This is a genomic window from Bradyrhizobium cajani (assembly GCF_009759665.1).
Classification (GTDB): Bacteria; Pseudomonadota; Alphaproteobacteria; order Rhizobiales; family Xanthobacteraceae; genus Bradyrhizobium; species Bradyrhizobium cajani.
In genome coordinates this window covers 1-19469 of sequence record NZ_WQNE01000035.1, presented here as the reverse complement: position 1 = coordinate 19469, position 19469 = coordinate 1, and the positions used below count along the sequence as shown (strand labels likewise).

General features: G+C 64.0%; 18 protein-coding genes. 7 read left to right on the top strand and 11 right to left on the bottom strand.

The window, feature by feature from the left end; genetic code table 11:
• Window positions 1-18 precede the first annotated feature (18 nt).
• Window positions 19-1365, bottom strand: coding sequence for a lipopolysaccharide biosynthesis protein (locus GPL20_RS31225; protein ID WP_157335009.1), 1347 nt, complete (start codon window positions 1363-1365; stop codon window positions 19-21).
• A 461-nt stretch (window positions 1366-1826) separates the two neighbouring features.
• Here GPL20_RS31225 and GPL20_RS31220 point away from each other — a divergent pair, with 461 nt between their 5' ends.
• Window positions 1827-3050 (top strand): FAD-dependent oxidoreductase, encoded by a 1224-nt coding sequence (locus GPL20_RS31220; RefSeq protein WP_157335007.1) that lies wholly within the window; start codon window positions 1827-1829, stop codon window positions 3048-3050.
• Between the two features lie 29 nt (window positions 3051-3079).
• On the opposite strand, the gene GPL20_RS31215 is transcribed toward GPL20_RS31220, so the two are convergent.
• The gene (locus GPL20_RS31215) at window positions 3080-4216 is read right to left on the bottom strand and encodes a GNAT family N-acetyltransferase (RefSeq protein WP_157335005.1); all 1137 of its coding nucleotides are present in this window, start codon (window positions 4214-4216) and stop codon (window positions 3080-3082) included.
• A 223-nt stretch (window positions 4217-4439) separates the two neighbouring features.
• Between GPL20_RS31215 and GPL20_RS31210 the strand changes: the two genes are divergently transcribed.
• Complete coding sequence (locus GPL20_RS31210; protein WP_157335003.1) at window positions 4440-5750, top strand: O-antigen ligase family protein; 1311 nt, start codon at window positions 4440-4442, stop codon at window positions 5748-5750.
• Window positions 5747-6766 carry a glycoside hydrolase family 5 protein gene (locus GPL20_RS31205; RefSeq protein ID WP_157335112.1) on the top strand — a complete coding sequence of 340 codons (1020 nt, stop codon included), beginning with the start codon at window positions 5747-5749 and terminating at the stop codon, window positions 6764-6766. The genes GPL20_RS31210 and GPL20_RS31205 overlap by 4 nt, the downstream gene beginning before the upstream one ends.
• A gap of 74 nt (window positions 6767-6840) precedes the next feature.
• Here GPL20_RS31205 and GPL20_RS31200 read toward each other — a convergent pair whose 3' ends face one another.
• Window positions 6841-7572: a DUF3750 domain-containing protein gene (locus tag GPL20_RS31200; RefSeq protein WP_157335001.1), complete on the bottom strand. Its 732-nt coding sequence runs from the start codon at window positions 7570-7572 to the stop codon at window positions 6841-6843.
• Window positions 7573-7693: 121 nt separating this feature from the next.
• On the opposite strand from GPL20_RS31200, the gene GPL20_RS31195 reads away from it, so the two are divergent.
• Window positions 7694-7954, top strand: coding sequence for a hypothetical protein (locus tag GPL20_RS31195; protein WP_157334999.1), 261 nt, complete (start codon window positions 7694-7696; stop codon window positions 7952-7954).
• A 14-nt stretch (window positions 7955-7968) separates the two neighbouring features.
• Here the strand turns inward: GPL20_RS31195 and GPL20_RS39215 are convergent, their stop codons facing one another.
• On the bottom strand, window positions 7969-8280 hold the full coding sequence (locus tag GPL20_RS39215) for a hypothetical protein (protein WP_205751217.1): 312 nt from the start codon (window positions 8278-8280) through the stop codon (window positions 7969-7971).
• A gap of 22 nt (window positions 8281-8302) precedes the next feature.
• Here GPL20_RS39215 and GPL20_RS31185 point away from each other — a divergent pair, with 22 nt between their 5' ends.
• The 3 genes from GPL20_RS31185 to GPL20_RS31175 all read left to right on the top strand — a co-directional run bounded on the left by GPL20_RS31185 (window position 8303) and on the right by GPL20_RS31175 (window position 12303).
• Complete coding sequence (locus GPL20_RS31185; protein WP_157334997.1) at window positions 8303-11407, top strand: DEAD/DEAH box helicase; 3105 nt, start codon at window positions 8303-8305, stop codon at window positions 11405-11407.
• A gap of 409 nt (window positions 11408-11816) precedes the next feature.
• Window positions 11817-12011, top strand: coding sequence for a hypothetical protein (locus GPL20_RS31180; RefSeq protein ID WP_157334987.1), 195 nt, complete (start codon window positions 11817-11819; stop codon window positions 12009-12011).
• A 106-nt stretch (window positions 12012-12117) separates the two neighbouring features.
• A complete protein-coding gene (locus GPL20_RS31175; protein ID WP_157334985.1) occupies window positions 12118-12303 on the top strand; it encodes a hypothetical protein in 186 nt (61 codons plus the stop codon).
• Between the two features lie 64 nt (window positions 12304-12367).
• Here the strand turns inward: GPL20_RS31175 and GPL20_RS31170 are convergent, their stop codons facing one another.
• The 7 genes from GPL20_RS31170 to GPL20_RS31140 are packed head-to-tail and all read right to left on the bottom strand — an operon-like array spanning window position 12368 to window position 19397.
• A complete protein-coding gene (locus GPL20_RS31170; RefSeq protein WP_254125325.1) occupies window positions 12368-12994 on the bottom strand; it encodes an FMN-dependent NADH-azoreductase in 627 nt (208 codons plus the stop codon).
• A gap of 6 nt (window positions 12995-13000) precedes the next feature.
• Complete coding sequence (locus GPL20_RS31165) at window positions 13001-14572, bottom strand: isochorismatase family protein (protein ID WP_157334983.1); 1572 nt, start codon at window positions 14570-14572, stop codon at window positions 13001-13003.
• Window positions 14573-14603: 31 nt separating this feature from the next.
• Window positions 14604-15452, bottom strand: coding sequence for an MBL fold metallo-hydrolase (locus GPL20_RS31160; RefSeq protein WP_157334981.1), 849 nt, complete (start codon window positions 15450-15452; stop codon window positions 14604-14606).
• Window positions 15453-15483: 31 nt separating this feature from the next.
• The gene (locus GPL20_RS31155; RefSeq protein WP_254125324.1) at window positions 15484-16368 is read right to left on the bottom strand and encodes an amidohydrolase family protein; all 885 of its coding nucleotides are present in this window, start codon (window positions 16366-16368) and stop codon (window positions 15484-15486) included.
• Window positions 16365-17486 (bottom strand): vWA domain-containing protein, encoded by a 1122-nt coding sequence (locus GPL20_RS31150; RefSeq protein WP_157334979.1) that lies wholly within the window; start codon window positions 17484-17486, stop codon window positions 16365-16367. Before GPL20_RS31150 ends, GPL20_RS31155 begins: the two co-directional genes overlap by 4 nt.
• Entirely contained in the window at window positions 17483-18364 is an 882-nt protein-coding gene (locus GPL20_RS31145) for an AAA family ATPase (RefSeq protein WP_254125323.1), read from the bottom strand. The genes GPL20_RS31150 and GPL20_RS31145 overlap by 4 nt, the downstream gene beginning before the upstream one ends.
• Before the next feature lie 10 nt (window positions 18365-18374).
• A complete protein-coding gene (locus tag GPL20_RS31140; protein ID WP_157334978.1) occupies window positions 18375-19397 on the bottom strand; it encodes a xanthine dehydrogenase family protein molybdopterin-binding subunit in 1023 nt (340 codons plus the stop codon).
• Between the last annotated feature and the right edge of the window lie 72 nt (window positions 19398-19469).

Sequence of the window (19469 nt, the reverse complement as noted above, 5' to 3'; positions counted from 1 at the left end):
CGTTCGGTGAATTGGCGCCTATTCGCTCGCGTCGGCGCCACGGACGGCGTAGGTGCCGCGTTTCGATCCAGCGAAGCGCAACAGCGCGAGAATTGATGGATCGACTCCGGTTCGCCGGCGACAGAGGACGTTGAGAGCGATCGTCGCGAGCGCCAGCGACACGGTGGCGGAGATTGCCGCGCCGAGCACGCCGAGCCAGGGAATCAGGACGAGAAATCCGATCAGCCGCAGCGCCACGTTCGCAGCAACGACGGGGACGTAATTGCGTTCATGGCCGGTCAACTGCAAGATCGCCGCGGATGGACCGCCCGCCGCCTGGAATGCCGTTCCGATCGCGAGCACAATCAGCACCCAGTGCTGCGCGGCGAAATGGGGACCGAACAGGTTGAGAAGGTAAGGGCCGCCAATCCAGATCAGGAAGAGCCCGCTGACCACGCAAAGCGCAGTCACTTCCGCCATCAGCTGCAACGTCCGCTCGAATTCCCGGTGGTTCTTGCTGAAGTACAGCGAGGGAAGCCGGCGCGCGCCGAAACTGTACAGTGCGGCCGACACCATGGCGAAGACGTTGGCCAGGCGCGAGGCGGCAAAATAGATTCCGGCGGTCGTCGGATCCAGCATCCAGTAGACCAGAATGACGTCGAAATACTGGTTTGCAGCTTCGAGGATCGACGCGACCCAGAAATGAAGCGCGCTCGATCTCCAGCGCGACGTCTCGGAACGCGCCGCCGTGCCGCGGAAATCCGGCAGCGCTCGCGCAATCGCGATGATTTGCGCAACGAGGCCAACCGACATCGCAATTGTCATCACCGCGATCAATTCGGCCGGATCGAGCTGGCGATGACCGAGCAACATGGCGAGCAGAAACAGAACGACGATCACCCGCCAGAAGAACTCCCGGTTTCCCTCTCCCATGAGAATGCTGACCAGCGAGCGGGCGACCTGGCTGCCGAGCATAAGCCCTGCATTCACGGCGGTGTAGGCCGACACTGCGAGGATCAGCAGCCACCAGTCGCCCCGCACGTTCGCGATCAACGCGATCGCGACGATTGCGATCAGCATGGCGAGCCCCGAGATCTTCAGGCTTGATAGCAGCACGCCTTTCGTCAGATCGGGCTTATCGTCAACCTGATATTCGTTCAGGAATCGCACCAGAAGCGATTCCTGGCCGACCAGTCCCACGACCGATGCGATCTGGGCGACCGAAAGCCAGGTCGCAAAGATGCCGAATCCATCGGGCGACATCGTTCGTGCCGCCAGCGAGAACAATGCGAACGCGAGCGCGCCGCTACCAACCTTGAGCAGGATGGTCCCGACGACCCCGCGCGTCACGTCGCGCCGCATGAACTGAGCAATGGATTCGATCATCGAAGATACGGGGCGTCCCCCAGGAATACGCGTTGCGATAGCGGTGACAGCCTAGCATGCCGAAAAACCGCGAGTGTTAATAGGAGGCCCGGGGATTTCGCCGACCGCGACGATGTCGCGGGTAAGCCGGTTGCTTCACTGTGAAACATCGCCGCCCCGATTGTCCCGGATCGAGCAAGGCCCAGCTTGACCGTATGGCGGCACAGCGCCGCATCGCCGGCCGCTGAAGACGAGATCAGCGGCTTCGATGCAGGATGACGCGCCGTGAAAAGCCGCCGAACGGTCAGAGGCCGGGATTTTGCACGGCATCCAGAGCAAGGCGCGTGCCGGGACGACATCCAGCGGATCAGCACTTCGATTCATTAACCTCGATCATTGGAAAAGATCGCGTTTGGTCCGGCGATGCGACATCAGGCGAGATAATTGCACATGGAACCACCGTTAACCTTGGAGCCTGAACCATGACGGCCGATAGAACCGTGACCGAGACGATCGCCGCGACCGAGACCGCAACGATCGTTGCGGACATCGCGGTCGTCGGCGGCGGGCTTGCGGGATCGCTCGCGGCGGCTGTCCTTGCGCGGGCAGGACATCGCGTCGCCCTGATCGACAAGCGCGCAATCTATCCGGACGAGTTCCGGGTCGAGAAGATTGGCGGTCATCAGCTCGAGATCTTACGCAGGCTGGGCTTCATCGGCGGCCTCGAGAGCGTCGGTTGTCCGTACGACCGTGTGCTCAATATCCGGGAAGGCAAGGTGGTCGATGTCAGCGTTGGCCGGGCCTACGGGCTTCCCTATGCCGATCTCGTTGCTATGGCGCGCCGTCAGATGCCCGATCCATGCAGTCTGATCGTCGACGAGGTCACCGCAGTCCGCTCCAGCGATGATGTCCAGCATCTCGAACTCGCCTCCGGCCGGCGTGTAAACGCGCGGCTGGTCGTTCTGGCCACGGGCATGGCGGGAGCTCTCGGATACAAGCTGGGAATCAGGCGGCGCGTGCTGGCGGAGCGTCACTCGGTCTCGTTCGGCTTCACGATCGCCCGCCGTGATGGTGCACCGTTCGATTTCGAGGCCCTGACCTGTTACGGCGAGCGCACCGCGGACGGCATCGACTATCTCAGCCTGTTTCCCGTGCCTGGCGGCATGCGGGCAAATCTCTTCATGTTCCGCGATCCGACCGATCCGGTCATGCGCGATCTACGTCGCGAGACGGAAGCGACGGTCCTGCGGTTGCTGCCGGGCTTGCAGCCCTATCTCGGCGATTTCCGTGTGACAGACCGGATCCAGAATTGGGTGATGGACCTCTCCGTCGTCGAGGGCCACCTTCAGGCGGGTGTCGTGCTCATCGGTGATGCGTTCCAGACCAATTGTCCTGCTGCCGGCACCGGCGTTGCCCGCCTGTTGACAGACGTCGAGCGCCTTTGCACCGAATATGCGCCGCGATGGCTCATGACCGAGGGCATGGGTAGGGAAAAGATTTCGGAATTCTATGCCGATCGCGACAAGGTCGCGTCCGATCAGCATTCATTGAAGATGGCGCGCTTCCGTCAGGCCCTGACGTCCCGCGACGATATCCGTTGGGACGTGCGCCGACGGCTGCATTTCCTGCGGCGTAGTATCACCCACCGGGTCGATCAGATGCGCCCCGGCTGGCTCGCGCACGTCCGGACTGCGCTGCGCGCCTGAGCGCCAGACCGGCTGACGCGACGCGCCGGTCAGCGCGTGGGAGTTGAGGTGCGGGTCGGCAAGAGCCTGAACTCCGACATTCGCTTGGCGGCGAGTTTGAGCCAGGGAGCTTGCTTCAGGGCGAACAGGGTGGCGGCGCCCACCGTGCTGCCGGCCTGCGTGACCGCCCACATCGGCGACGGCTGCCCGCCGAACAGCTTCTTGTAGGGCTCGTCACCGATGGTGAAATCGAGCATCTGATCGCCGCGCTCGATGCAATCCCTCGCCACCTGCTCGAACATCAGCGCGCCGAGGGACTGGCTCTTGTATCCGGCAATGTCGAAGGCGCTCATGATGACGAGGAAGCTGCCGTGATGGCACAATCCGAGCACGGCCGCGATCACCTCGCCGTCCATCTTCATGGCATAGAGCCGCACGAAGGAACCGAGGCCACGGAGCGCCACGTCGGAATAGAAGTCGTAATATTCGGGGCGCTGGAGCAGGTCACCGTCGCCCTGTGACTGAAACCGGGGCCCGCGAAATTTCCTCATCACGTCCAGCGCATCGAGGATGGTACTGCTGTCGTTGCAGCATGAAAAGCTCAGCGCGCCCTTCTTCTGGAGCTGACGATACTTCTTCGCGAGCTCTTTCTGATAGGATCGGTCCATCGCGCTGGCGCGCCATTGATCGAACGGCGCGACGAGAACGGTCGCGTAGGCATTCGTGTCCATCGATACGCGGCGGGGCGCGGCCAGGAGGTTCTCGATCGGAAGCCGCCCGTCGGGCAGCTTGGTCATCCGGAGCAGATCGAAAGGACGGACGAGGCGCCGGATCTCAGCGCATGCACTTCCGTCCGCCAGCAGTTGCGAAAACACCTCCGGGCTGCAAACCGGCGCCAGATAGTCGGACACGCGCAGGTCGGCGAATTCGATGGTCCGGATCGGACCGCGCCGGACCCGGAGCAGAGGCAGCACCATCGCAAGGGTGCCCGTCGCACGCTGTCGGACCACGACGACAAGAGGGGTCGCCCCTGCATGAGACGCGAGCCTGGTGTAGAGGCAATGCAACCAGAGCGGATGCTGAAACGCGGTGGCGGCCGAATTGTCGAACAGCGCCGCGTATTCCGGAGACAGAAAATCGAACGCCTGCTCAAGAACGACGTCGAACGTGTTGCTAGGCTTATTCATGCGTGACCAGGGAAACCAGATAACTTAAGAAAGGTCGATCGAGCCGGAACTGCGGTCTTATAGCAGGGTCGTGACGGTCGAGACACCGACAGGGTGCGAATTGCATTAATGCGCGGGTCCGGACCCCTGCCGTTACCGAATTCTTAACGATCCGCGTGGGCGTGAGCGGCGGAGATCGTCCCGCGCTAGCAAATAATTAACCGTGCTTAAGGAAGGTCGTTTCATGGCCAGCCTACAGACTCAGGTGGATTCCGGGGCACTCGAGAGCGCGATCTGGAAGACGCGCAGCGTTGGCGTCGAGAAGATTGCCAGGGTCGCAATCAGCTGCTCGGTCACCATCAATGTGGTTGCTTCGATGGGCACCCTCAACACCGCGCTGTTGCCGGCAGAGCTGACCTATCTGCAACAGGCCGTGACTCTCCTGATGTGGGGCGTCCTCATCTATGCGAGCGCATTCGTGCGTCCGCGCCTGCGGTTGCAATTCAATCCCGATTTGATCGTACTGGTCGCATTCTATACGTTCGCCGTCGTCTCCGTGTTCTGGACCAGCCTGAGCGCCGCAGCGATCATGAAGAGCGCGGCGCTTGCGATGACGACATTCGGTGCGTTCTGCCTCATCACGCGTGTCGATATGGACGAGGTGGTGAGAGCCACGGCCCTTGGGCTCTTCATCCTGGTAGCCGCATCCGCCGTCTGCGCAGTCGCCGTACCTGATATCGGGATAGACCACAGCTGGATGCATAATGGTCAGTGGCAAGGCGTCTATGAATCGAAGCAAACGCTTGGGTTCGTCGGGGCCTACCTGATGTTCTTTGCCTGCTACCGGAAGATGACAGGGCAGGGCTGGCCGGGCTTCCTCGTGACGTTCCTCCTGGCGTCAACGTGTGTCCTCGCCTCGGAATCGAGAGGCGCCGGCGCTGTTGCCCTGGCTGCCTGTGCGCTGCTCGTGACCTCGATGTGGTCGGTCCGCTGCATGAGGATCTATGCGGTCCTGCCATTCGTCATGTGCATCCTGGCCGTCTTCCTGATCCTCTATTTCTATGTGACCGGACATGACGCGATCCATATCGGCGATGCGACCATCGATTTCACCGAGCGGACCTTCATCTGGCAATACGCGATAAGCCATTTCGACGACGTGCCGCTGCTCGGCTTCGGCATCAACGGGTTCTGGACGATCCCGTCGATCTACGATTACTTCGAACAGAACCACACCTGGGTGCTCGACAATTATCACAGCGGCTACATCGCGATCCTGATGGAAACGGGGCTCTTGGGATACGTGCTTTTCGCCACCAGCGTCTTTCTGTTCTCGAACAAGATTCTCCATCTGATTTCGGCCCGATCGATCGATCGATCGCACTGCGCCCTGATCATCGGATTCGTCGTCCTCAGCTTCCAGACCAATTTCACGGAGACGACATTTCTTCGTTCGACCATGTTCACATCAGTGCTGCTGGTTGCATTCTTCTTCGCAGCGTGCAGGCCGGTGCCGCAGGCAGGTTTCAAGTCTTTGCAAATGGACGCCAGATGACCGTCATGCGTGCTCGATGGCCCGGGAGCGTCATTCTCGCAGCAACGGTGGTTTGCGTTGCGTCGCTGTTCTCTCACGTCCACGGGGCCGAGCAGGCCCGCGACTTGCCGAGATTAGGGCGCGGCATCAATATTCTTGGTTACGATGGGATCTGGGAGGGCGGACAGAACGCTCCGTTCCGCCTGGACAATTTGACGGCAATCAGGAAGGCCGGGTTCTCGCATGTCAGGATCAATTTCTTCGGTTTCAAGTTCATGGGCTCGGGCAATGTCCTGGACGAGATCGTCCTGAGGCGGCTTGACGCCGTCATCGAGGAAGTTCTCGCCAGGAACCTCATTCCCGTCCTCGACGAGCACGATACCCACATTTGCCAAAGCGACGTTGCCGGATGCGGCGAGAAGCTCAGGGCGTTCTGGAGGCAGATATCCGAGCGCTATGCCGGGAAATATCCCGTGCTTGTCTTCGAGGTCCTGAATGAGCCCGGCGGGCAAATGACGTCCGCCAGCTGGAATTCGCTGCTCAATGAATGTCTCGGCATCATCCGCCGCACCAATCCCGAGCGGCCGATCATTGCCGCGGTTCTCAACACGGATGACATCCCTGTCGACGAGCTGGCTCTGCCGGCCGAGGACAGGAAGCTCATTGTCACGTTTCACTATTACGCGCCGATACGGTTCACGCACCAGGGTGCACCGTGGTCTCAGACTTTCTCGAAGATCGGCCCCCTGGATTGGGGCACGCCGGACGACGAAGCAAGGGCCGCGGCCGATTTCAGGAAAATGAGTCTCTGGGCGCAGAGGGAGAAGCGTCCCATCTATCTCGGGGAGTTCGGTGTGTACGAGCGTGCCCCGTCGGATAGTCGCCTGCGATACCTCTCCTTCATGGCGAGAAGCGCCGACAGGCTTGGCTGGTCATGGGCCTATTGGCAGTTCGATCATGATTTCGCTGCCTTCGACAGCGCGCGTCAGGCCTGGAAACCGGGCATCCTGCGGGCTCTGATCCCGTCGCCGCATTGAAGCGCCACCGGAAGGGCTGAACGCCGCGCGCTGCATGACGCGGGCGCCGCGATCTCGAGGCGTGAAATGTCCAGCTATGCGGCGGCAGCGAGGCCCAGGCGGCCTATGCCGGGAAGCTTGAGCGCCGGTCGTCGAATGTCGAGGCCAAGCACCGCTCCGAAGAAATTGATTTCGATACCTTCGACCCAGCCGATCGTCATGCCAAGGTAGCCCGAGAGTGAGGCATAAATGCCGGTGCCGGACGCAGTAAGGCCCGCCCATCTTCCGTTGTAAGGATAGTCCTTGCCGATCGCCGTCGGTGGAAGGACCGCACGAAGCTCGGGAACGGCGTCCAGCGCCGCCTGCACGAAGGTGTTGGAGTTCGGTCCCGGCCAGGCGCTGTACTCGCCGTAGGCGCGGAACCTGTAGTTCTCGATGACATAACGCATTTTCGGGATCAGCGCTTCAGCCCGCGCGCCGTCGACCGCCACCACGGTCTCCGGCATGGCGCCGAACCAGCGGCCGTCGGGTGTAAATCCGTTGCTGCGGATCGGGTCACCCCACGCCGTGTAGTCGTAGCGGCTGTAGCTGGTGGCGCCCTTCTCCTTGACGACGATCCAGGTGTGGACCGCGAAAATGCTGCGCCAGCGCACGGTGCGCGCGGCGAAGACGCGGACCACCGCCTCCGGATTGAGGGATGCCGGCGGCAGCAGCCCCGCGCTCGAGCGATCCGCGGTCTGCCAATTGCCGCGGCCGTCGCCGAACAAATAATATCGACCGGCCGACAAGCCGATCGGCACGAAGATCAGCAGCAGGAAGAGAATCAAGAATTTCCTCAATGCGGGCAGCCATGGGGCGGGAATACGCCATCAATATAGTTCGGCCGGCGGCAAGCGCCAACGCGGCCAATGCCCTTGCATTTGGGAGGTGCATCCCCATGTTCCCGTTATGATGAAGCTGTCACTCGTCGAAGATCAGGCCATCCAGGCGCGAATCGCGTTCATCGCGGGCGCCGAGACGTTCGACCGCATCTTCGCCGGTATCCGGTTCGACGAAGTCGATGGCAATTTGCTGTTTGCCATTGCCAGGGACGAGGACTGCGCGGCCGAGATCGAGGACGCGTTCTCGCATCAGCTCGCAGTGGTTGCAACGCAAGTCCTCGGGCAGAGCGTCGACGTGGTCGTGGTGCTGCCGAAGGTCCTGCAATAGCCCTTCGATCGCGCTCAAGCCGGTTGGCCGGGCTCGTGTCTTTCGCTTTTCAACGCCATCGCGAAATTGTAATGACGTCTCTGGGCGCTCAGGCCCGACGTGCGTGATCGACGGAGCTCGACGGGAGGGCTCGTCGTCGCTCGCCTCCATTCGCGAAACAAAGTTGGATACACATTGGCGCCCACCAGGAAAGCCCGGGTCGCGAGCTCCGCGATAAAGACAAAGAGCAAGGGCTCAAAGCCCACGAGCTCAAGAACCAGGAGCTCAAGAACCAGGAGCTCAAGACCCAAGAGCGCAAAGACCAGGAGCTCGTCGCGTTCCGTCATCTCGTCCTCATCGCCTCTCGGCATGCTGGCGCCCCACCTTCTGGAGCAATGGGAGAAGTCCGGCCGCGATGGCCTCGTCTTCCTCTGCGACGACGAGAACAGAGCGGAGCGTCTTGGGGGCGTGATCCACGCGCTCGACTCTTCAGTCGAGGTGCTGGTATTCCCGCGACTGAACAATCTGCCATTCGACGGTCTGGAGCCGTCGCGCGAGATCGCAGGCAGGCGCAGCTCGGTGTTGCGGCGCCTTGCCAAGGCAAGAAAGCCTGTTTTCCTCGTGTCGACCGCAGAGGCGATCATGGAACGGCTGCCGCTGCCGGCGAGCTGGTCGAAGACCAGCCTCAGCCTGAAGGTCGGCGCGGCCTATTCGGAAGCCGAGCTGGAGAGCCGCCTGGAAGCGCTCGGCTACGATCTCGACGAAGAGGCGGAGTACCCGGGCGGCGTCCTGTTCCACGGCAAGACGTTCGAAGTGTTTCCCGCCGGTGCGCTCGGTCCGTTCCGGATTGAACACTCCGGCGGTGTCATCCGCAAAATAGTCGCCGTCGATCCGGTCGAGCATGAGGTCGTCTTCGAGACCAAGGAACTGCTGATCGATCCGATGTCCGAGCAGATTGCGCTCGGCGGCAAACGGGGACAGCGGGCGACGCTGCCGGACTATTGCGCTCGCGCGCGGTGGATCGTGGATGCCGGCGTGCCGGCGCACGCCGATAGCTGGCTGGGGACGATCGAGGAGGCGGCCGGCCGCAGGGATGTGGAGCGCGAATATCTGGGACGGGCGGACTGGAAGCGGCTGAAGAAGCGCATGAGCGTGCTGCCGCAAAGATCGGCTTTCACCTCGACACCGGATTTCTCGAAAGCCGCCTCCCCAAGAAAGATGCTCCGCGGATTCATTGCCGATATGCAGAACGCGGGTTCGCAGCTGCTGTTCGTCGCGGCGGTCGAGGATGACGTTCGCGCGATGGAGCGGATGAGCGGCATCAAGGCGGAGCGCTGTGCCGATTGGAGCGAAGCAATAAAGGGACGAGATCGCGAGACGGCGCTCTTGGCCGACTTCGATGCCGGCTTCGTCGGGGCTGGCCGCAAGCCTCTGGTCGTGGTGACGGCGTCCGACGTGCTCGGCAGCAGAGCCCATCATCCGCAGCCGATGGCGCGGACCTGGACCGCCGCGTTCGATCATCCGGACGTACCGGAGCGCGGCACGGCGGTGGTCCATTTGCAGCGCGGGCTCGCTTTGCTCGACGGCTTGCAGACTTTCGATATGGGGAAGGGATCACGGCGCGAAATGGTCAGGCTTGCGTTCGCGCAAGACAACGCCGTTCTCGTGCCTCCCGCCGATCTTGCATTGATCTGGCCGTACGCGACCGAGCCCGGCAAACTGGCGCGGGACAAGGCGGACGGAAGCACATGGTGGGCGCGGCGGACCGAGGCCGAAGCGGAAATTCAGGTCGCCGCCAAGGCGCTCGCCAAGCACATCAGCCAGCGCCACCGCCGCCGTGCGCCGAAGCTTGTCGCGCCGGGGCCGGTCTATGAGCGGTTCGTCGCGCGTTTTCCCTATTTCACGACGGTGGATCAGGCGAAGGCCATTCAGGACGTCCTCGATGATCTCGCGGCGGGTCACCCCATGGACAGGGTGGTGTGCGGCGACGTCGGATTTGGAAAGACCGAGGTGGCCCTGCGCGCGGCGGCTGCGGTGGCGCTATCGGGGAAACAGGTGGCGATCGCGGTGCCGACGACGGTGCTGGCACGACAGCATCTCGAAACCTTCCGCAAGCGCTTCGGCCCCCTCGGAATCGAGGTCGGAAGCCTGTCGCGAGCCACCTCGGGGCCTGAGACGAGACAGACGAAAGACGGCTTGCGAAACGGCCGGATGAAGGTCGTGGTCGGCACGCAGGCCCTTTCGGCGAAAGATGTGAAATTCGCCGATCTTGGCCTCGTCATCATCGACGAGGAACAGCATTTCGGAGCGGCGGAGAAGGCGAAACTCTCGGGCTTGGCAAAGAATGCCCATACGCTGTGGATGAGCGCGACGCCGATCCCACGCACGCTGGCTGCCGGTCTTGCGGGTTTCCGGGATCTCAGCGTGATCGCGACGCCGCCGGTTCACCGGCTTCCGATCGTGACCAAGATCGCCCAGCTCTCGGATGCGGCCATTGCCGGAGCCCTGCTGCGCGAACGGCGGCGGCACGGGCAGAGTTTTCTGATCTGCCCGCGCATCCAGGATCTGGAGCCGATGCTGGCGCGCGTGCAGGCGGTGGCGCCGGACCTTCGCGTCGTCTGCCTTCATGGCAAGATGCCCGTCGACGAGCTCGACGACCGCATGATGAGTTTCGTCGATGGCGAAGCGGACGTCCTCCTGGCAACCAATATCGTGGAGAGCGGTCTCGACATTCCGCGCGCGAACACCATCGTGGTGTGCTGGCCCGAAAAGTTCGGCCTCGCGCAGCTCCACCAGCTCAGAGGCCGGGTCGGACGCGGCGGAACGCGCGCCTTTGCATATTTGCTGACGGAGTCGGCCTCGGAGCAATCGGAGAAGCGTTTGGCCGTCCTCGAGGAGTTCAGCAAGCCGGGCGCCGGCTTCGCCATCAGCGAGCGCGACCTCGACCTCAGGGGGGCGGGCGATCTGTTTTCGGAACAGCAGTCCGGGCACGTGCAGGTGTTCGGTCCGGTCCTCTACAGTCATCTGCTGAAGCTGGCTTCCGAGAGAACCAGTGACACCGGCTCCATTCTGTGGGTGCCCGATCTGAACCTGCCCGTCGGCGACATGTTGCCTGAAGGTTATGTGCAGTCGGAAGCCGTTCGGCTCGAGATCTACGGTCGCGCCGCCAGGTGTCGGAGCGAAGACGACCTCGACGATCTGGAGGAGGAGACGTCCCGTCGTTTCGGCAAGCTGCCACCGGAGGCGCGCGATTTCTTTGCCGCGGCTAGGCTCAGGATCGATTGCAAGCGGCGAGGCATCGTCAGGCTGGATGTCGGGCCGGATGCCGTCGCCGCGACATTCCTTCCCGGGCGGCTGCGGAAGTCCAGGGCGCGATCGCTGCAACGCGATGGCGACCGCGTCGTCTACGCCGGCCGGGGGCATGAGGACCCGTTCGGCCGGGTCGAGGAATTCCTGGATCTCCTGGATGAATGAAGGTCATTCAGCCTGGTCGCCTGTCGTCGGCATTCGCCGCGACGGATATCAGCGATCGTGTTGAGGACCTGATCGAGTTTCCTCGATCGACGGGATCACGCGCGTGTTCGATCAGCGAGTTTCGGGGCGCTTGGCGGCCGGGCCGCTCTTGCTGCCGGGCTGCCCGGCAATGCCGGCGCCGGCCGTGAACTTCATCTGCGTGGTCTCGCGACTGATGCCCCGTCTGGTCGAACGCAGCCGATCGGCCTATGTTCCTGTTGCCGCCGGGTGCAGAAACCATCGGCTTGACGTCCCTTGTCGACGTCCTTGGCGAAGAGACCCGTAAATGACGCCTCCTTTCACAATGATGCGACTGGAACGCAGCCCGGCGGCAGCTGTTCCATAGTCGTGCGCAGATCAGGAGAGCCGAATGAGCGATGGAGTTGAACACCTTGCCAACCTGCTCGGACGAGCAGCGATAGAGGTGTGGGGCGACATGCCTCGCGACATCCAGGAAGCCCTGTTCGAGACGGCCATGAAGGGACGGGCGACGGAACGTGAGGAGCTCGCACGGTTGCTGCACGAGCGACATCCGCGAACGTTTCATCCGGCGGGGCCGGCCTGAGGCCGCGGCCAGGAACGTTCGCGTCGGTTTCTGGTTGGCACATGACGCGAGGCGTAGACGGTTCGGCCGGCGCGGTTCGCGTCGGTGAACTACGGAGTCGATCGCCGTGACCGAAATGAACATTGGAAAATGGTACGATCCGATCTCGCAGCGATGGATCGTGCCGCGTGAGCCGCTCGCAGCCACGGCGTCCTCCTCGCAGTCGAACACGGAGAAGACGCTGGAAAGCCGCCGGCGGGACGAAGCTCGGCGCATCTGGGAGCTGCTTGTGGACTGCTGCGCCCAGCGATGACGCCGCTGGTCACGCGTCCCGACGTCGGATCAACGCATTCCGGCTTTTGCGAGCGAACAGCACATCAGAAATTTGCAGCTAGTGCGACGAGGCGTCGATGCGCGCTTTCGCGGGCTGCCTCGATGGCTTGCTGCGGTCCGGTGGTGGGTCCGATCAGTGCGAACCGGACGTCGTTGATACCGATGAAGCGAAGGATCTCGCGGAGGTAGGGCGTGGCCATGTCGATGCGGCCGCGATTCATCCCGGTGATGAAATCGCTGCCGCTGGCGAGGATCACCAGCGTCGGGCGGTCGTTCAACAGCGGGAAATATCCCTGCGACGGGTCGAACCGGAAGGTGAGCCCGGGCTGAACGATGATGTCGAGCCACTGCTTGAGCTTGTAGGGAATGCCGAAATTCCACATCGGCGTCGAGATCAACACCCGATCGGCGAGCGAGAGGCGAATCGCCATGCGTTCGGCCTCGGCAAAGCTGCTGCGCTGCGGATCGTTGAAGGGCTGTCCCTTCATGCGGGCGTACTTGGCCTCGACGATGGGGCCGGCGAACTCCGGCATCCGCTCGTGCCAGATGTCCATGACGTCGAGGTCCCAATCGGGATGCGCGAGGCGGAAGCCGTCAAGGAAGGCGCGTGCCCCTTCGCTCGAGAAGGAGTCGGGACGCGGCGAGCAGGACAAATGCAGGAGCTTCGGCACCGTCCGTCATCCCAGTGCTCTGATAACGGCGTCTGCCCTGGTCACGACCGCGACGTTTTGCATGGCGAAATTGATCGAGGCGTTGTGCCAGTCGGCGTTCATGGTCGAGCAGCAATCCTCGGGCACGATCATGAAGTAGCCCTTGTCCGCGCCCGTTCGCGCGGTGTGCTCGACCGACATGTTGGTCCAGGCGCCGGTATTGATGATCATGTCGCGCCCTGTCGCCTTCAGGATCGTCTCCAGCCGCGTGCCCTCCCAGGCGCTCATGCGCATCTTCTCGACAATGAAATCGCCGGGCCGCGGTTCGAGCCCGGACACGGGCGCCGCACCCCAGCTTCCGCGCACCATCGCCTTGCTGTCGACCAGTCCCTCGAACAACGGCGCATTCAGCGTCACGCCGGGCGCGCCAGGCTCGACGACGAACCAGACATGGATGATGGCGACGCCACGCGCGCGAGCCGTCTCCGCAAGGCGGCGGACGTTCTCGACGACATGCTGTTGCTTCGCATGACCCGGCGCGCCGGAATCGGAAAACGCGCCGCCGTCCATGATGACGTCGTTCTGGAGGTCCTGGATGATCATGGCACAACGCCGGGGATCGAGCCGCATCTCGCCTTCGGCGAGGATCGGCGCCGCGGGCGCGGCACTCGCGCTGGCGCCGCCGCTGCGCCGGCCGCTCATATAGGGCTCATGCCGCGGGCCGACCTTGGTCGGGATTGCGTACACCGAATGGGTCGAGGTCAGATACAGCGTGCGGAAGTCCGGACCGCCCCAGGCGAGGTTGGCGACGAGCTCGGGCGCGCGGACCTTGCCGAGCAGCTCGCCGCGCGGCGAATAGACCCAGACGCCGCCGGGCGCGGTGACCCAGACATTGCCGTGCTGGTCGCACTTCATGCCGTCGGGCAGACCTGGCTCGAGCTCGGAGCGGATGCCGCTTGCGAACACGCGCGGATTGGCGAACGATCCATCCGCATCGACGTCGAAGACGCGGATCAGCGCCTGCACGGTGTCGTTGACATAGATCAGCCTCTCGTCCGGGGAGAAGCACAGCCCGTTCGGCTGGTCGAACAGGTTGCGATCGACGACCAGCTTCGGTTCGCCGCCGGGCACGACGCGATAGACGCCCTGGAAGCCGAGCTGGCGCGGCCGCTCGACGCCATAGACCGGCATACGGCCATACCAGGGATCCGAGAAATAGATCGCGCCGGATGAGTGAACGCAGACGTCATTGGGGCTGTTGAGCTCCTGGCCGGCGAAATGCGAGGCGAGCACTTCGCGCCGTCCGTCCGGACGTTCGCGGATCAGTGACGACGTCGCGTGCTCGCAGACGATCAGATTGAGCTCGGCATCGTAGGTCATGCCGTTGCACTTGTTCGAGGGACGCTTGACCTCCACGACGCCGCGCCGGGCATCCCAGCGCCGCCGCACGTCGGCGGGCATATCCGAGAACAGGAGATAGTGGTCGACCGGATGCCAGATCGGCCCCTCCGTGAAGTCGAATCCGGTGCCGATCTGCGCGACGGGCGCATACGGGTCGATCAGGGTTTCGAAATCGGAGCGCAGAGTGACGTGCGTCATCGGTCGATCCTTCATGCGCAGACAAAAGGCCTCACGCCGGGAACCAGTTGCGCTGGGGCAGGGACTGCACGATTGGTCCGGGGACCTGGTCGTGCAACCGGCCGACGACGTGGCCACCCTCGATCTTGGCGGGGCGGTCATGCACCGGCAGCAGGTAGCGCGAATTGCTGAGCAGCTTCTTGATCGCCGCCTTCTCCGCGCGCTTGCTGGTGCCGTGGTTGCCGGTCGTACGTGGCTCCCAATCGTGGATCTCGTTGAAGGGCGTCACGATCTGGTCGTTGAAATCATAGATCACGTCGCCACAGATCGTCGCGATGCCGTCGGCGGTGTGGACGATGATGTTCATCGAACCTTCGGTGTGGGCATTGGCGGCATCACAGTAGACGCCGGGCATCAGCTCGATCGGGCCGGTGATCTCGAGATCCAGAAAGCGCAGCGCGCTCTTGGTGTGCAGGCGGTCGATCAGGTGCTTGATGTCGGGCGCCGGATATTGCGGATGCATCAGGCCGGAGACGGAATATTCGAGCTCCTTGCGGTTGAGCACAACGGTCGTGTTCATCGGAAAGAGATCGTCCTTGCCGGCGTGGTCGATGTGCAAATGGGTGTGGCAGACGAAACGGACGTCGCCCATGCGCACGCCGTGGCGGGCGAGCTGGTTCTCGATCATGTTCTCGTGGTACTGGAGCCCCCGCATGCCCAGCGTCTCCATGATCTGGTTGGAGCGGTAACCGGTGTCGACCACGACCGGGTAGGGGCCGCCGAGGATCAGGAACCCGAGCGTGAGGACGCGGCGGGTGCGGCCGCAGTCGCGGCCGAGCACCAGAAAGCTCGATTCCAGCTCGATATCGCCATAGTCCAGGATCTTGATCTCCAGCGCCATTCGTTGGCCTCCCTGTTTTGCTTCCTGTCTGTCAAACTCGATAGACGCGTGTCGCGGTGCCCCTGAAGATCGCAGCCTGCTGTTCGGCCGTCAGCGGCGCGGCGGCTGCGCGAAGGGCGTCGACGAGCTCGCGATAGCTGGTCCACAACTTCTCGATCGGGAAATTGGAGCCGAACAGGCAGCGCTCGGCACCGAAGATCGCAACGGTGTCGGCGAGCACCGCGGCGATGTGTGCGGGATCGTTGCGATGGATGAAGGTGCCGAGCCCGGAGAGTTTTGACACCACGTTCGGACAGGCGGCGAGCCGGGCCATCCCGGCGCGCCAGGCGGCGCGGCCTGCCGGCGAGAGGTCTTCCAACATGCCGGCATGCTGAAGGATGAAGGTCACCTTGGGACAGGCTTCGGCAAGCGCTGCGGCATCCGGCATTTGCGGGGTGAACACCTGCAAATCGAAGCTCCAGCCATAGTCTGCGAGATACGCGACGTTGCGGCGGATCGCTTGATCGGCGCAGAGATCCGGTCGGGCCGCGAAGCGGTAGAGCGGGTTGTCGTGCCAATGCAGCTGCATGCGCACGCCGCACACGAGCGGATAGCGCTTGAGACGATCGAGCTGCGGCCGGACATCCTCGACGGCAAAGTTGGCATAGGCGACGATCGCATGCGGCCAGCCGTGCTCGTCGGCGGTCCGCTGCACCCAGGCGGCCTCGTCCTCGAAACGGTCGTTGGCCCAGTTGGTCTGGACATAGACCGAGCGGATGACACCGGTACCCCTGAGATCGTCGAGATATTCCCGGATCGGATAATCGCGCCGGATCGGCTCGTAGGGACCGAAGATCCGGGGCTGCATCGGACCGATCAGCCAGGGCAGGTCGGCCTGCCGCCAGATGTGATGATGGCCGTCGACAATATCGGTCACGCCGCTCTCCTTCGTCCCAACGCCAGAATGTGCGCCACGATCGACGCGCTCGAACCGCCATCCACGAGATCATCGACGAAGCGCGCGATGGCGATGAGCGCTTCCGTCTGCGGGCGGAAGGCGGGGCTTGTTGCGAGCGGCGTCAGCCAGCTCAAGCGCCAGGCCCGTCGCGCCAATTTTGCGACCGCGTCGCGAAGTGCGTCGGGTTCGCCGCGCTCTAACCCGTCGGAGACGATGACCACGGCGGCACCGCGGGCATAGCCGCCGAACCGCGGCACCGCGAGGAATGCCTGGAGCGCATCGCCGATCCTCGTGCCGCCATCCCAGTCGCTGACGAGGTGGGCGGCCGCATTCAGCGCCTGCTCGCGGCGTTTCAGCCGTAGGGGGCGGGTGACGCGCGTCAGCCGCGTGCCGAAGGTGAAGACCTCGACGCTTGGCGCCGCCTGCGCCAGCGCATGCGCGAGCTTCATGTTCTCCTCGGTCCGGCTCTTCATCGAACCCGACACGTCGATCAGCAGCAGCAGCTTTCGCGGGCGCTGCCGCCGCTTCAGGTGACCCAACCGCAAGATCTCGCCGTCGCTGCGTATGCTGTCGCGCAGGGTGCGGCGCAGATCCGCAAAGGGACCGCGGCGCGCGCGCATGCGGCGGTGGCCGCGCCGTTTCGGCAGGCGCCGTGGCGCCTCGCGCGCCAGACGGCGCAGCGCGTCGGTGGTGGAGGCGGCTGCGAAGCGGCGCTCGACCAGGGCCTCGGTTCGCGTCGCGGTGAGGCCCGATTCGCTGGCCTCGTCGGAGGACAGCGGCTCCTCGTCGCCGCGACCCTCCTCCTGGAGCCGAACGGTCTCGTCGTCCTCGCCGTCATCGTCGCGCTCGATCGCCTCGCTGCCGCGGAAATGCAGATCGAACAACCGGTCAAATGTCGCGCGCCGCTCCGGCGGCGGCGCGAGCGTCGCCAGCGCCGCTTGACGAATATCGTCGAGATTGCGAGGGCCGAGCAGCTCGATCGCGGCGAGGAACGCAGTTGTCTGCTCCGGCGCGACGGAAAATCCATTCGCGCGCATGAGTGCGACGAAGGAGACGAAGATGCGCGCGGCTCGCGGAAGCTGCGGCTCGGTGCTCATGCGGTCGCCTCCGCAAGCAGCGCGTCGAGCCGCGGCGAGATGAAATGCAGGTCCTCCTCGTCCTTCAGCGCCACGCCGATCGAGCGCTTGAACGCGTCCGGCCAGCGCGCGCCGCCCTTGTGCAGCAGCGTCGCTGCCTCGGCCCAGTCAACGGCCTCGGCAATCCCAGGCGCCTTGCTCAACGGTTCGCGGCGCAATTTCTCGACGGCTGCGACGACGGCGCGCGCCGTAGCCTCCGCAACGCTGGACGCCCGCATCATGATGATCCGCGCCTCACGCTCGGCCGTGGGATAGTCGATCCAGTGATAGACACAGCGGCGGCGCAAGGCTTCGTGCAGGTCGCGCGTCCGGTTCGATGTCAGCACGACCACGGGGCGTTCCGCCGCGCGAACCGTGCCGCGCTCGGGAATGGAGATCTGGAAGTCGGAGAGGAATTCGAGCAGGAAGGCTTCGAACTCCTGGTCGGCGCGGTCGATTTCGTCGATCAGCAGCACGGTGGAGTCGGGCGCGCGGAGCGCTGCCAGCATGGGCCGCTCGATCAGGAACGTCTCGCCATAGATGTCGATGCTCTCGTCGCCGGCCTGGCGGATCGCGAGCATCTGGCGCGGGTAGTTCCACTCGTAGAGCGCGGCGGATGCGTCGATGCCCTCGTAGCATTGCAGGCGAATGAGCCGGCGGCCGAGCACGGCGGCGGTCGCCTTCGCGGCCTCCGTCTTGCCGACGCCCGGCGCTCCTTCCAGCAGCAGCGGCTTGCCGAGTGCCAGGCCGAGATAGGCTGCGGTCGCAAGGCCCTCGTCGGCGAGGTAATAGGCCGCGCGCAGCGCCTTCTCCAGCGCCTCGGGGCTGTCGATGCCGACGATGTTGCCGCGAACCGCCACGGTCGATCCTCTAGCGCCGCGCCTGCGGCCGTGCGCCGCCCTGGGCCTTGATCGCGCGCAGCACCTTTTCGGGGGTGATCGGCAGCTCGTCGATGCGGACGCCGACCGCGTTGAAGATCGCATTGGCGACGGCCGGCAGCACCGGGTTGGCGCACATCTCGCCGGGGCCCTTGGCCCCGAAGGGTCCATCGGGTGCCGGACGTTCCAGCACCGCGATATCGTGCGGACAGATGTCGCCGGGGCCGGGCATGAGATATTCGACGAAGTCGCGGGGCCCGTGGCTGGGGTCGGGGTAATAGGGCTCCGGCGTCTCGTAGAGCGCGTGGCTGACGCCCATCCAGGCGCCGCCGACCAGCTGCTGCTCGACGAGCCGCGGGTTGAGCGCGCGGCCGAGCTCATAGGCGGAGTCCATCCGGACCATCGCGACCTCGCCGGTCTCGTCGTCAACCTCGACCTCGGCCACGAGGCAGGCATGCGCGTAACAGGTTGCCGGCGACATCTCGCCGGTCTCAGGATCGACGTCGGAGAGCGGGACCAGGAAGATGCCGCGGCCGGAGATGGTCTTGCCTTGCTTGAACTGCGCGGCGATCGCGACATCCTTGGTCGAGATCGAGCGATGCGGCGCGCCCTTGACATGGATGTTGCCGCGCCCGTCAGTATCGAGATCGGCGGCGTTGACCTCCAGCTCCTCGGCAGCGGCCTCCATCATCACGCCGCGCGCTTCCCGCGCGGCGGCCATGACCGCGTTGCCGACGCGATGTGTGCCGCGCGAAGCGAACGAGCCCATGCAGTGCGGGCCGGTATCGGAATCCGCCGTGTCGACATAGACATCCTCGACCGGCACACCGAGCGTCTCGGCGCAGATCTGCCGCGTCACCGATTTCATGCCCTGGCCGAGATCGATCGATGACAGCGCCACCGTGAACTTCCCGCTGGGATTGGAGTGAACCAGCGCCTGGCTCGGATCGCCGCCGAGGTTCATGCCGATGGGATAGTTGATCGACGCCATGCCGCGTCCGCGATGCCTGGTCATCTCAGCGTCTCCTTGTCCCGAACACGGACGAGAACCGGGTGGCGCCGTGGGATGGCGCGGCCGGGCGTGGCG

Excerpts from the sequence above, each read along its gene's own strand:
- GPL20_RS31225 (WP_157335009.1), bottom strand. The coding sequence starts at position 1,365 with ATGATCGAATCCATTGCTCAGTTCATGCGGCGCGACGTGACGCGCGGG.
- GPL20_RS31160 (WP_157334981.1), bottom strand. The coding sequence starts at position 15,452 with ATGGCGCTGGAGATCAAGATCCTGGACTATGGCGATATCGAGCTGGAA.
- GPL20_RS31220 (WP_157335007.1), top strand. The coding sequence starts at position 1,827 with ATGACGGCCGATAGAACCGTGACCGAGACGATCGCCGCGACCGAGACC.
- GPL20_RS31150 (WP_157334979.1), bottom strand. The coding sequence starts at position 17,486 with ATGAGCACCGAGCCGCAGCTTCCGCGAGCCGCGCGCATCTTCGTCTCC.
- GPL20_RS39215 (WP_205751217.1), bottom strand. The coding sequence starts at position 8,280 with ATGACGGAACGCGACGAGCTCCTGGTCTTTGCGCTCTTGGGTCTTGAG.
- GPL20_RS31215 (WP_157335005.1), bottom strand. The coding sequence starts at position 4,216 with ATGAATAAGCCTAGCAACACGTTCGACGTCGTTCTTGAGCAGGCGTTC.
- GPL20_RS31140 (WP_157334978.1), bottom strand. The coding sequence starts at position 19,397 with ATGACCAGGCATCGCGGACGCGGCATGGCGTCGATCAACTATCCCATC.
- GPL20_RS31185 (WP_157334997.1), top strand. The coding sequence starts at position 8,303 with ATGCTGGCGCCCCACCTTCTGGAGCAATGGGAGAAGTCCGGCCGCGAT.
- GPL20_RS31195 (WP_157334999.1), top strand. The coding sequence starts at position 7,694 with ATGATGAAGCTGTCACTCGTCGAAGATCAGGCCATCCAGGCGCGAATC.
- GPL20_RS31205 (WP_157335112.1), top strand. The coding sequence starts at position 5,747 with ATGACCGTCATGCGTGCTCGATGGCCCGGGAGCGTCATTCTCGCAGCA.
- GPL20_RS31180 (WP_157334987.1), top strand. The coding sequence starts at position 11,817 with ATGAGCGATGGAGTTGAACACCTTGCCAACCTGCTCGGACGAGCAGCG.
- GPL20_RS31165 (WP_157334983.1), bottom strand. The coding sequence starts at position 14,572 with ATGACGCACGTCACTCTGCGCTCCGATTTCGAAACCCTGATCGACCCG.
- GPL20_RS31210 (WP_157335003.1), top strand. The coding sequence starts at position 4,440 with ATGGCCAGCCTACAGACTCAGGTGGATTCCGGGGCACTCGAGAGCGCG.